Source organism: Pseudomonas sp. CP4, assembly GCF_047758505.1.
GTDB lineage: Bacteria > Pseudomonadota > Gammaproteobacteria > Pseudomonadales > Pseudomonadaceae > Aquipseudomonas > Aquipseudomonas fluorescens_AO.
In genome coordinates this window covers 1,873,665-1,885,859 of record NZ_CP180489.1, presented here as the reverse complement: position 1 = coordinate 1,885,859, position 12,195 = coordinate 1,873,665, and the positions used below count along the sequence as shown (strand labels likewise).

Here is a 12,195-nt window from a genome sequence, read left to right as displayed (position 1 = left end):
AAACCCTCGATATACCCAGCCGCCCCCATAACCAATGGCATACAAAACAGCGCATACACCAGCCCAGATAGCGAGCATGATGCCAATGTACTCAAGCTGCCTGTAGATAAGATCATCCTTGAACTCTTCGTAGCGTTCATATTCTCGCTTGTCAGAGTCCACCGTGTACTGACTTGGAAGCTTGAACTCAAGGGCAATTGTTGAAACCCGGAAGTGCTCGGCTGCTTCTCTCTCTTCAGTGGGTATGTTCTGTCAGCCTACAAAGGCGAACCCTAGCCCTATCACTAATGACGCCACCACCCACAACCGTTGCCACCCATTCATCCCGCTCTCCTTGTCCATGTAGTTTGAGTCAGTATCCAGGATGGCGATCAGCCCAGCCAGTGCGGCTACAATGTTGCCATCTGACCAAAAGGGACGCCGCCTCATGACGAAGAATGACAAGAAGAAGCGTAGGAAAGGTCAGGTAACGATTCCACGGGACCACTACGTCTGCGGGCACACTCCCGGCAAGGTCGAATCACTTACTGTGGAGATGGACCCAGTGACGCAGCAACTGAGTGTCCGTGAGGTTGATCCCAGCAGTATCAGGTATCAAATTACGTACGTGCGGGAGAAAAAGGATGACAAGGTTCTCTATTCAGCCCCAGCTGATGACTTCTCGATGTCCTTGGATCATTACGAAGAACTCAAGGCTCGCTTCGATTACCTGATGGCTGTAGATACCAATACGCTAAATGAAATCCATCAGGGTTATCGGGTCAGCGCTTGTTGCATTTACGTGGTGCAGGATCATCTCAGTTCTCTGAATGCTGAGAGTCGCTACGTTCACCACGCCACCTTCCTCATCTTGAACACTGATCATCACGCCAAGAGTGAGCCGATTGGATGGCACCTAGCGATTACACGGAGCATCCACCCGCTGATGCAACACAGCAGAATCGGAATGATCGTTGATAGTGAATTGAGTCAACATATCGACATCAACGCCGGGAGGGAGCCGTATTACGCAACAAGCCACCTGCCGCCCAACCTGAAATTCCTGTACGCCTCAAGTGATGGTTCAGCGACGTTTGCCAACGCAATGATTCAGAGCTGTGATACCGGTGCCAAGGCTGTGTTGAATGAGTTCAAGAAGAAGGGTGTAGCCGATGTACTTAGGCACAAGCCAATCGAGGTTGGCACGGCGCTGTGCGTTCGGGTTGTATCTAGTCGGCCAGATGGAAAACCCTGAAAAAATCTCGATTAACTCATCATATCCCCTACGGTTTTCACACGATTGACTTGGGGCGAAGTGGTGCCCACGTGTTGAGCTGGCGTGTCACCCCGGATTCCAGCAAGTGCTCTGAACTGGTCTAGGCTGCTGGTTCTCTCGATCAAGGATGAACACCATGCCTAACAGCTCAGATGCTAACATCGCCACAGCAGAGGTACTAACTCTCTTGCTCCACAACCAGCACGCCTTAGCCGCTGCAATTGAAGAAGTGGCCCTATGGGCTAAATCCACCGGTTCAAGCGAAGCCCATGAAAACGCCGTTACCGCATTGGAAACTCTCGATGCGAACGCATCAGCCATCACCGCTGGAATTCTTAAGCTCAGGCAATAATTGCTAACAACGAAGAGTCCTCTGCGATAGCTCATCCCAGCGACTGATTCGACCTTCAACGATCTCAAGGCAGCGTGTCCGTATCTCATCGCGGTCAACGCCAAAATGGGCTCGGCGATGGGCGTCCGCAGTTAAGGCTATGACGTTCTCAACCGTATCAGCACCGCCTTCTGAAAGTGGAATGATGTGATGGGTTTCCAAATAGACGCCACCATTCGCCATCAGAAAACCTGGAACCTCCGTTAGCTCACAGACACCTCCTGAACGCTCCAACACCCGCCGACGAACGCTTGGATCACGGTAACGTTGTACGCCATTATAGATATATGTGTCCGGCCGCTCATTCGTAGCAAACTGATCTACAACGGGAGGATCGCTCACCACAGCAATTTCCAACTGCATAGGCGTTTCTTCAACATCAGTCGTTTCAGCAACGATGCTCAATGGATTTGGGTTACCTCGAACTAGTAAAAATGCCCCATCTTCTTCGAACGACTCGACGAACCACGGCTGATCATCCAATTGGCGTCCAGTCGCTCGATCATGCTTTGCTCTTTCATCTTCCGTCTCACGCTCCCGAACAGGTCCTGTCACGATGACTACTCGAACAGGAGTCGAGTTTATGGCGGCTAGGTGGACTGTAGTGCTGAAATGCTGTGCACGATTGATACGTGGGTCTTTGATCGTTCGATTTCGATTCTTGGGGTATTTTTCAAGCTGCTGGATCAAGGCATCGGCATATGCTCTCAGATTTTCTGAAAAGCAGACCCGCCCTTGATTGTCGACATACAATCCCTCCCACCAAACACACAACAGCAGGGTGCTTATATCGGCGCTCCGAAAAGACCATTCGTAACAGTAGCCGCCATTTGATTGAGGCCGGCTTACTGATCTGCCGTCCGATTTTCTAAAACTCCATTCAGAGACGTCTATACCTGCGCTCTGCACACAGTCAATGATCATCGACTTGCCAGTTGGTCGAAGCGTTTCAAGATCAATGCCCATTCCCTGCCCCTGTATGCCAAACGCCTGATCATGACGATGATAACAGGGACTCATCAAACGACCGTTAAACGATACGAGCCAGAAGACCCGCAAACTGGCATCGTTAAATTAGTGTTGACGAGATAGTGATACCAAGGTATCGTGATCCCACCTTAAACGATACCAGCAAGGAGCCGCCCACCATGTCCCGCACATTTCTCTACTGCCGCGTCAGCACCTCCAGCCAGTTCACAGAGAACCAAGTGCAGGAAGTGAAGAACGCAGGCTTCGACGTACAGGCAGGCAGGGTAGTTGAGGAAACCATCTCGGGCAGCATCGCTGCTACGGAACGCCCCGGCTTTCAGAAGTTGCTGGATCGTATGGAGAGCGGAGATGTGTTGATAGTCACCAAGCTGGACCGCCTAGGCCGCAACGCCATGGATGTACGTCAAACAGTTGAACATCTGACAGCTAGTGGCATCCGTGTTCACTGTCTGGCATTGGGCGGGGTAGACCTGACATCAGCAGCAGGAAAGATGACCATGCAGGTGCTTGGGGCTGTGGCTGAGTTCGAACGTGACCTTTTGATCGAGCGCACACAAGCGGGTCTGGAGCGCGCCAAGAAGGAAGGTAAGAAGCTTGGTAGGCCGGAAGCTCTATCAACCACTCGTGATGTTCTCGAACTCAAGGAGCAGTGTTGCAGCCAGTCTGAGGTAGCGGAGAAGCTTGGTATTGGCATTGCCACCGTGAAGCGTCACTGGAACAGAGTGATGGTGGTAAGCAAGCCCACAGGGACATACGTTCTTGGTCAGGCAAAAGCCTAGAGCGTCAGCGGTAAGCAAGTGACAAACACATTTCATCAACGCAGTGCGGACCATCCACGAGGAAAGATGATGCTCCCACAACCACGTTGCAAGTCCTCCCATTGCCTGGGACGTTGTGACACCGCTCTTTAACAACTCGCATGTTATTTATGGTTCCGCTTGGACCGATCTTACTGAGGTCGCTGTTCGTTGCTTGATAGCACTAGCTTTCACACAGAATTTCAGGGGAAGCGCCCCGGCTTATATTCCAGCCTGAAAATTAAACGTAATAAAGATGAGGCCGTTTCCCAAGGCGCGGGCCAGGGTTTTAGACTACTTTTCAACCTTGCCATGTTCAAGGAACTGACGGGCACCAAAGTACCTTTCACTGACATGGTGGAAATCAATCTTCCCCACAGCGTCTAGCTCATCAAGTCTATCACTCTGCCAGCTGGCAAATTTATAGATTACATAAGCTGAGGTTTCGTGTATTGGCTCTTGCCTTTGACCTGTAATCCAACTATCCCATTCCATATGATAGAAGTAGCTGGGCTGCATAGTCTCTGGGCTTTTGTCAGGGTTGAGCAGTGTGCTGAATCTGGAGCGAATCACCTTCTCAGCTGCCTTATAGGTATGCTGCATGCTGTCGCTCTTGATTCTCTCAGCCAGATTCTGTGCAATGATAATCAGGCGTGCAGACTCCAGCCACGCAAGGCGACTTCTATACAGTTTGCCATCGATAGGACTTTTGAGCTTTTCTAGGGCTTCATTCAAACATTCGAGAGATTGTTTGCTATACACCTCATCGTCTCGAATTTCTTTTTCCTGGGCGATACCAGAGAGCTGTGTAGAAATGGTGTCTGATTGAGTTTTTATGGTGGCTATGATGCCGATGAACCCAAGGGCAGAGATTAAAGTTGATAGCACGCCCCCGAAGTAGTCACCAAACACGCCCCAATCACCAGGGCTTGTGCTCAAACCGGATGCAGAGAATTGCCAGAGCCAAGGGGCAGCTACAGCCGTTGTACAGGCGATCAATGCAATGATAGCGATAGGTGCCCAACTCTTGATTGGGTTGTGCTTTTTGGTGCTAGCCTCCACTGCTACACGCCTCATCTATCAATTCTCCTAGAGTTTGTCAGCACGCAAGTCTAGGCTAATTAGCAGCCCTTTCATAATTTCATGGCAATCCTTCTCGGGCATATCTGTTGTAATATCAATCAAGCCAACGCTATTCCTTTTAACTGTGCAGCCTACATCTTCAAAGTGAGTTACAACGTCTGCATAGAACGCCTCAAGCTTCTGCTCTTGTTCATCAGCAGAGAGCTCATCCCGCATTGGATTGGTTGGGGTTGGACCTTGGTAGTAGGGTCTGTAGCTGTAAGTTTTCATGTATAACCACTGGCAGTTGGATTTAGATCGAGTCTATCTAAGCGCTTTAGTTACTGCAATTATATTCATCTGCTCGGAGCACTTTCTGCTCGAAAGGCCATTCGCACATAAGAAGTTATTACGAACATAAAGAAGAGCCTCGCGGCCTGACGCCTCCAGTCGCATGGTACAATGGCCGTTTGCCATGTTCGGGGATAGCTGATGGATGTGAGAGGGAGCTTGGGGCGGGTGCGAACGTGGGTATGGCTGGGTCTTCTCGGTGCTGCGGGCACTCTCGGCAATTACCTTATCGAGAACGGCAAGCTGCCTGACTGGCTCTCGGGAAATGCAGGCACCCTCACAGGTCAGGTACTGGAGGCTCTAGCTACCTTCGGTAGATGGCTCACCACTGAGGTTGGAATCTCCCGGTGGCTACTGATCCTGCTTTGCATCGTCTTGTTTCTTGTGGTTTCGGTGCTCTGCTTCGCCTTTTGGAACCACTTCAAGAATGCTAATAGCGATGATCGTGACTCAAGTTGCTTATCATCAGCAGAACTAACCCTCTTCAACGTAGTGGCGAGAGGTGCAAACTTAGGGCATGCAGTGACTTGGGAGACTTTCCTTTCATCTGGTATGCCTAGAATAGCTACGGAGCATGCTCTAGAGCAGTTATATAATCGTGGATTGGTTGATAATGATCGTCTCACCAGGAGTTTCTTCAACCTAACTCCAAGAGGTAGGGCGTATTATCTTCACTTGGAAAGCCTTGGTAAAATCTGATCTATCCACTAGGTTTGTCATTTGCACATGAAGAGGTGGTTATGGGGGATTTTACTAAGAGGCTGACTGAGCGACGCATGCACCCTGAGATTGCCCAAGGTCACTGCTTGATTTGTGGCAGCTATGGCAGGCTCAGTTGGGATCATGTGCCGCCACAGCACCACACTTCGCCCAATACAAACTGGTCACACTTCACCAACAGCGTCACAGACGGCCACAGAAGCTAAGCCGTGCGTAGGGTGTCCGTCACTTATTTTAGAATCACTCAGCTTTAAAACAGGGTGGCCGTGTTCGCGTTGAGTAGCTCAGGTGATAACGCCGGTTTCCAGCATGCCATGCTCAATCACATTATTTTTGCCAGCTAAATTTGAAGCAGCTCCAACAATGCAAAGTCTCTCCGGGCGGCGGCGGGGTTTTATGCCGTAAAAGGTCATTCGCCCGATGGAGACTCTGAGGTCATGAATTCACTTTCAAAGAACATAAAACCCTCTATAGTTCTTGAAGAGAAAAGCACCCCCATTCTACTCATCTTTTCGCTATACCCAAGATCACGAACGCTCATGATGAGTTCAATCTGATCTTTAACCTTCTGCGAGAGCAGTGACAATAAATAGGAGATAAACTCCCGAACGATAGCGTAGTTAGCCTCTATATGGTCAAGCTTGACACTTTCGATTCTAATACCAAGAGTGTCCTGCCATAGATCGCCATACTCATACTTCACTGGCACGTTACCATTAAAGTACACGTCACCGATTTTTAGCTTATTTACGTTAAAGTTTCCGTGCAGCAAATCGTTTCTGTCACTCATGAGCTGATAGAAGCTCCTACAAGAGACGTGCGAATGATCAACGGGCCGCTCAAATCCCATGCAGTTAACGTGCAGAAGTTGCAGCCTATTTGATATGGTGTCTGAGACAAAATCTCTGTACTTGATATCGTCTTCCCTTATCTCGCTTTTGGCTAGTGCGAAGATTAAGAGATTGATGAAGGTTTCTGCCTGTACAGGAAGCATGCATCTCAAGCCGAACGCAAGTCCGGTGCCGAAGGTGTATCTTTCATCCATCTTTGAGAATCTTTCTTGATAAGTTTTCAACTCATCTGCGGAAGTTGGGGTATGCACTCTATCTACTGCTGGTGATAAGTTAAGCTCTCTCAGCTTGTTGAACTGAGTCTCAATCGTTGATTCTATGCTGTGGTAAGGATTAACAAACTCAGTCCACTTTTCAAGCTGCGTGCGAATGGCCGTCATCTGTTTGCCATAAGCACCAAGGTCTGCCTTGATTTGCGATACAAGATTAGCCTTGGTAATCTCTGGCCGGTTAAAGTTTCCTAAAAACTGAACCTCGGTCCGGTAGTTATGACCTTGAAACATGACCATGCCGTCATCATTCATCAAAGTCCATTCCCAATGTACCAAGTTGTCAGAGGAATCATTCCTCAAAAAATTCATAAAGCCATTAGGTGGACCATACTTGGCATATAGGTAACAGTAGATGCTTATTGGTCTGATTTCGTTTTTTAGAATCCAGCCCGAAAAGCCTTTTGGCTGACGCTTTTCAATTAGGATTTTAGCCAGCAACTTAGGCGGAATCACTTCGAGCTTTAGGAAGTAGTTCTGATGCTCTTCGTCCAAGGTTAGCTCCTGAATTTATGAAAAGGCGTTAGGCCGTCTTGGCTTTTCGGATGTCTCGGCGAAGTACCGCTAAGCAGAACGCCATCTTTGCAGAACGATCAGGCTTTAAAAAGAATGACCCACCTTATACAGAGGTCTAACAGCAACCTTGCTTGATCAGCCGTCCTTTACAGAGATTGCCGCCAGCTTCTGGGCAGGGCTCGCCCCCTTCGAATACACATCATGCGTCTCGCACCGATCCTGCCACACTCTCAGGAACACAGCTCTTTTTACCAAATAGCTCCCAAGACCGCCTCATCATGTGCCGTGGAGCCTTCAGGGCAGCAAAGAACTGGGTGATAGACCTTTCGCTTATACGCCATCTCCATAGGAGGCCAGTAATGCTTTACATGATGCTACCGCTAGATAGGCATTTTGACTCAGGGTTTGGTGCAGTCGCAGACTCGTTCAGGGACGCTGCTGAGGCTCTTGAAGACTCCAGAGAGAGCACCCCAACCTTGAATGCTCATCTGCCAGTGAGCTTTCTCTACCGGCATGCTATAGAGCTTTTCCTGAAGTCAGCGATCATCATTTTTCACAGGAAACTCAACATCCCCTACGGTGCCATACCAGCAAGCGGCGAACCTCAAATCCCTGTCGGGGAGAAGTGGAAGCCCATGCATAACGTCCACGGCCTTCAACCGCTTTATCAACACTTCTGCTCGCTTTTTGAAGACCACGCCGAGTACCTAGCTACCCACACAAACACAGATTGGAGCCTCCCCGCCGAGCTAGGGCAATGGATCAGTGAGATCGAGGAAACAGACTCATCTAGCACGTTCTTCCGCTATCCAGTTACGAAGGACAAGGAAAAAGACAAAGAGAAATCCGTCTTCCGGGAAGACCATTACGATGCCCTACTTTCAAGAATGGGACAGCACCAGAAGCCAACCAAAACGCTACTGATGCTTGATCAGGATGACAACGTGGTCGAAACCTTCTCACACGACGACACTCGCGCCAAAGAGATCATCGTCACGTTGAAGCAGGTTGCAGAGCTTTTTTCCAATTGCCACGCCGCATTGGTAGGCGAGCTAACCGGAGGTGCTTGAAGCCGTATTGGTTGTGAGTCGATTGGAAATCGAGGACATAGCGAGGATTTGGCGTGCGGTAACGAGGGGGTGAGTAGTCGCCAGTACAACGGATTTCGAATCCGTCCCGTTCGGGCATTCCGGCAACTCCCCCGATCACCCATCGTTATTTTCTGGGTGGCACACAGACCGCCCCACCCTGTGTAACACCCGTAAAACGGCAGGCCAGATTCTTGAAATTATCGCCTCACTGTCGTCACACATAGTGCAACGAACTTGAGTCAGTCTTCCTTGAATCCCGGTAAGCCCTGAGCAGCACGCCATTCCTTTACAACGCGTGTAACGTCTTCTGCTGACCCGCTTGACCAATTTTCTGGGTAGTAGATGAGGTCAGTGCCGTCTGGGTGACCAGTCATTTCGCAGAATTGGTCTAGCAGGACATCTAACACGTCATCAGTTGCTGCTTTGTTTTCAGCCAGCAGCTTGTGCATGAAGCTGATGAATTCGTCTTCGGTGTAGTCGGTGATATCGTTTTTCATTACCGGTGTCATCCGTTTCTATGAATGTCGATGTGGTGCTTGGGGGTCACGACGTTCAGGTTATCGACATCGTAGACTTTCCCACCCTTGGCTACTTCGTCTGCATGGTGCAGCTCGAATGATCCACGCTTTCCCGCTCGGTCTCTGTAACGTGCCTTTGGTGCTTTGCCTTCCCGCATACGGTCAACGTTATTGTCTGTGAATTGTTCCACTAGTCCAGTGCTGACTACCGCCTTCCAGAGTGCTCGCCTGAAACTGTCGAAGGTGCCGAAACTTTTACCTCGTAACTGGTCAGCAATTTCAGTTGGTATCGGTGCACCGAGTCCAGAGGTAGCCCCGGCAAGCCAGATGCCTGTCACATCCTTTCCCTGTCCCGTAACGGTGCCGGGATCAAGCCGGACATTCATCACGATATACAGCGGCTGAATGCCAGAGCCAGCAGGGAAAACGAGAATAAAATCCTTGTAGGTGTCGGGGTATATAGGGCTGACGATGATGTTATCTGCCTGTTCTGTAGGCGGATAAATCCAAATCTGAGGCGCTTGAGGCGCACTCTCTAACGGTGGAGTCCCTGACGTGCTGGATGGGTCAACGGCTGGCGTCCAGATCAGTGTTACACCATCGCCAAAGTCCGCCACCTGCTGAGAGCCTTGCTCTTCGAATTGCACCACGGGAATCATCTCCCAGTCGGTGCGCTTCTGGGTGTTGTACCCGTATCCCTTAAGGGTGCCATCTGCTTGTTGTTCGACGTGAATCCGAACCCGTGTGCGGCCTTCCTTGAGCGATTTAAGTTGTTCCTCTGTGTACAGGCTGCTATCACCCAAGCTGGACGGCCACAGCAGTGCAACAAAACCAGCCAACGCACCAGCAGCAACGCCGGTAGTGAGAACCCCGCCAGCAGCGCCAGCACCAGCGCTCGCACCTGTTGCAGCACTCCCGCCAGCAACGGCAGCTCCAGCAGTGCACAGGCCGCCACAGGACACACCAGCCGCCGTAGCAGCGCCACCCAATAGAAGGGTGCCCAGTGTTGCCGGTATTGCACCGCTAACTTTCTTGAGGGGAATGTTTCCCTGTGCGTCCGTTTCACGGCCACCGAGAATGGCAAACTCGCCGTAGTTGCCCACCTTCTCGACAGGGATAAACCCGGCTGGTTTCCTGTGGTCGATCACACCGTCTGGAAGATCACAGCTCTTGGCGAACACGCAGCCCAAGCTATTTGGCTTGGCATCTTCTTTCGGAGGGAGGTCATTGTATTCCGCCCAACGCTGGGCATGGATATCAACAGGTTCTACGCCGCTGTTACGGTAGCCCTTCGGCGGGTTTGGTACGTATCCGCTCACATGAGCTTCCTTGTTCGTCCTTGGGGATTCCAGCCTGAGGCTGAGGCAGAATGAAGTTGCCGGGAAGCTCAAGCAATGGCTGTAGGACAAATCCCAAAAGCCTTGCTGAAAACTCTCCGTGTTCCGTGTCATTCGCCGAGGAGCGGAGGATACCCGCTCAAGCTAGGCATGTTGAGTGGTGGCGATTAGCCTCTTAATAGGGATGCGATTCAGAATCCAGTTTGAACTTGAATATAATTATGCCGATTGTTGCTGACTGGTCGGGGTTTTTATATATTTACTGCGTGCTCAGGTTACACGTCAGCTGGAAATAGCACATAGCGTCATGAACTTTTTTGACGAGTAATTTCTCCAACGCTTCAAGCTGATGCCGTTCAAGATCGTACCCTTCCCAGCCCCATTGTTCTTCAGTCCAACCCATGATGAGTTTTATTTTTTCATCATGTCCGCACGGAATTTTTTCCTCGAATACGAGAAGGTCAGTCGTTTTGTCGAAAGCCTCAATGACGTAGATCATGTGAAGTATTACCAGTTGTCGCTGTACTCAAAAGCAATTTGATAGTCGTATATGTCCATGGCGATAGGGTGTTGAAAAAAAGGCTGGATAATGTCCACCCAGTGTCCTAGGACATCGAATCCGCCATTGTTTATATTGTTTTCGACTGGGATCCCCAATGCATTTAGTACGGACTCATCGTCGCCTAAATCGTTGGAAAATTCCTCGCCTTGGCCAATGGCGGTTCTCTTGTCGTACCACTCCAAAACTATTTTCAGTCCCATCACTACCTCACAAATATTTCCTTCGGATGCTTCTCTCAGGTTTGGGATCTTCTCGTCGTTCCCCTGTCGCCGGGTCAAACGCTCCCAAGTGGGCTCCATCACTTGCACGATATTCTTCCAGTTCACCGTGCATTGAGTCCCATTCGTAAATTCTCTTGCCCTTGGCATCTGTCCATCGTTTTCGAAGTCCTCCACCGCCTTGTACCGGATTCATTTTTTTTGCGATCTTCAGACCGGGGAACGCAGTGATTTCTTCAGTTCTGGGAGGTTTATGGTAGCTATGTCCTGCGGCCGCTAAACCTTTACGCGCCTCGTTGATTACGATGTAGAGAGGTTTAACTCCCGACCCCATCGGAAACACCAAAATAAAATCCCGATACTCCGGCGGATAAACCGGATTCACCAGTATTCCGTCCGCCGCTTTCGTCGGGGGATACACCCAGATATGCGGTGCCTGCGGGGCAGCCTCCAGCGCTGGAATGCCGAGAATGTCCGAGCCATCCACCGCCGGGGTCCAGAGCAGTTCGACGCCTTCACCCAGATCCGCAACGAACCGGTCGCCGCGTGCAGTGAATTGCACGACATCGACCATTTCCCAATCGCGGTTCTTGCCGGTGTAGAAACCGTAACCCTTGAGCGTGCCATCGGCCTGTTGCTCGACACGCAGGCGCACGCGGGTTCGGGCTTGTTTGAGTGTGCTTAGTTGCTCATCGGTGTAGAGCGCGCTGTCGCCCAGGGTGGATGGCATCAAAAGCGCAACCAGGCCCACCAAAGGCGCAGCCGCTGCGCTCGATACGAGCGCCGGCAGCGCTTCAAAAGCCGAGCCTGCCAGGGCCAGACTGCCGAACCCGACCGGGATGGCGTTGGCGCTGATTTTCTTGAGAGGAACGCCGCTTGGGTCGGCTTCGCGAGCGCCGAGCAGAATCAGCTCGCCGTAATCCTTCAGGCTGTCGGTCGGCACCATGCCGGAAGGATTGCTGTAATCGATAATCGCATCCGGCAACTTGCAGGACTTGGCGAATACACAGCCGGCACGCACGGCTTCAGGTTTTTTCGCCGCCACTTCACGGCTGCGCTCGAACGCCTCCTGCCGCGCCAGCATCGCGTCGTAAGCGTTTTGCCCGGCTTCACGCTCGGCCAGTTCTGCGGCCGTCATATACCGCCAAGTAACGTGATGCCCGTCGCCCTGCGGTGGGTTTTGCACCCGGGGAATGTCCTCGTTCCGCGCCACTGATCGTCCCTTCGTTCACCATCGACAGCCCCTCGAAAAGGGGCTGCACGACGT

At 51.0% G+C, this 12,195-nt stretch carries 13 protein-coding genes; 4 read left to right on the top strand and 9 right to left on the bottom strand.

Annotated features, from left to right (window positions below; all coding sequences use genetic code 11):
- Positions 1 to 427 precede the first annotated feature (427 nt).
- Together ACMYUN_RS08425 and ACMYUN_RS08420 are read left to right on the top strand one after the other, a co-directional pair.
- The gene (locus ACMYUN_RS08425) at positions 428 to 1,234 is read left to right on the top strand and encodes a hypothetical protein (protein ID WP_415763458.1); all 807 of its coding nucleotides are present in this window, start codon (positions 428 to 430) and stop codon (positions 1,232 to 1,234) included.
- A 157-nt stretch (positions 1,235 to 1,391) separates the two neighbouring features.
- Positions 1,392 to 1,607, top strand: coding sequence for a hypothetical protein (locus ACMYUN_RS08420; RefSeq protein WP_415763457.1), 216 nt, complete (start codon positions 1,392 to 1,394; stop codon positions 1,605 to 1,607).
- Between the two features lie 3 nt (positions 1,608 to 1,610).
- On the opposite strand, the gene ACMYUN_RS08415 is transcribed toward ACMYUN_RS08420, so the two are convergent.
- Complete coding sequence (locus tag ACMYUN_RS08415) at positions 1,611 to 2,612, bottom strand: HNH endonuclease (RefSeq protein ID WP_415763456.1); 1,002 nt, start codon at positions 2,610 to 2,612, stop codon at positions 1,611 to 1,613.
- A gap of 182 nt (positions 2,613 to 2,794) precedes the next feature.
- Between ACMYUN_RS08415 and ACMYUN_RS08410 the strand changes: the two genes are divergently transcribed.
- On the top strand, positions 2,795 to 3,415 hold the full coding sequence (locus ACMYUN_RS08410) for a recombinase family protein (RefSeq protein WP_415763455.1): 621 nt from the start codon (positions 2,795 to 2,797) through the stop codon (positions 3,413 to 3,415).
- Between the two features lie 312 nt (positions 3,416 to 3,727).
- On the opposite strand, the gene ACMYUN_RS08405 is transcribed toward ACMYUN_RS08410, so the two are convergent.
- The 3 genes from ACMYUN_RS08405 to ACMYUN_RS08395 all read right to left on the bottom strand — a co-directional run bounded on the left by ACMYUN_RS08405 (position 3,728) and on the right by ACMYUN_RS08395 (position 7,181).
- Positions 3,728 to 4,510 (bottom strand): hypothetical protein, encoded by a 783-nt coding sequence (locus ACMYUN_RS08405; RefSeq protein WP_124435101.1) that lies wholly within the window; start codon positions 4,508 to 4,510, stop codon positions 3,728 to 3,730.
- A gap of 12 nt (positions 4,511 to 4,522) precedes the next feature.
- A complete protein-coding gene (locus tag ACMYUN_RS08400; RefSeq protein WP_272753505.1) occupies positions 4,523 to 4,786 on the bottom strand; it encodes a hypothetical protein in 264 nt (87 codons plus the stop codon).
- Positions 4,787 to 5,975: 1,189 nt separating this feature from the next.
- Positions 5,976 to 7,181: a hypothetical protein gene (locus ACMYUN_RS08395; RefSeq protein ID WP_415763454.1), complete on the bottom strand. Its 1,206-nt coding sequence runs from the start codon at positions 7,179 to 7,181 to the stop codon at positions 5,976 to 5,978.
- 380 nt (positions 7,182 to 7,561) lie between these two features.
- Here ACMYUN_RS08395 and ACMYUN_RS08390 point away from each other — a divergent pair, with 380 nt between their 5' ends.
- Positions 7,562 to 8,272, top strand: a complete 711-nt coding sequence (locus tag ACMYUN_RS08390; RefSeq protein WP_415763453.1) for a hypothetical protein — start codon at positions 7,562 to 7,564, stop codon at positions 8,270 to 8,272.
- Between the two features lie 260 nt (positions 8,273 to 8,532).
- Here the strand turns inward: ACMYUN_RS08390 and ACMYUN_RS08385 are convergent, their stop codons facing one another.
- From ACMYUN_RS08385 to ACMYUN_RS08365, 5 genes are all read right to left on the bottom strand, one after another.
- Positions 8,533 to 8,790 (bottom strand): bacteriocin immunity protein, encoded by a 258-nt coding sequence (locus ACMYUN_RS08385; RefSeq protein WP_415763452.1) that lies wholly within the window; start codon positions 8,788 to 8,790, stop codon positions 8,533 to 8,535.
- Between the two features lie 8 nt (positions 8,791 to 8,798).
- Entirely contained in the window at positions 8,799 to 10,130 is a 1,332-nt protein-coding gene (locus tag ACMYUN_RS08380) for an S-type pyocin domain-containing protein (protein ID WP_415763451.1), read from the bottom strand.
- A 277-nt stretch (positions 10,131 to 10,407) separates the two neighbouring features.
- Entirely contained in the window at positions 10,408 to 10,647 is a 240-nt protein-coding gene (locus ACMYUN_RS08375) for a hypothetical protein (protein ID WP_262138308.1), read from the bottom strand.
- Between the two features lie 8 nt (positions 10,648 to 10,655).
- Positions 10,656 to 10,910 (bottom strand): cloacin immunity family protein, encoded by a 255-nt coding sequence (locus ACMYUN_RS08370; protein WP_262138310.1) that lies wholly within the window; start codon positions 10,908 to 10,910, stop codon positions 10,656 to 10,658.
- A 7-nt stretch (positions 10,911 to 10,917) separates the two neighbouring features.
- Positions 10,918 to 12,141 (bottom strand): S-type pyocin domain-containing protein, encoded by a 1,224-nt coding sequence (locus ACMYUN_RS08365; protein WP_415763450.1) that lies wholly within the window; start codon positions 12,139 to 12,141, stop codon positions 10,918 to 10,920.
- Positions 12,142 to 12,195 lie beyond the last annotated feature (54 nt).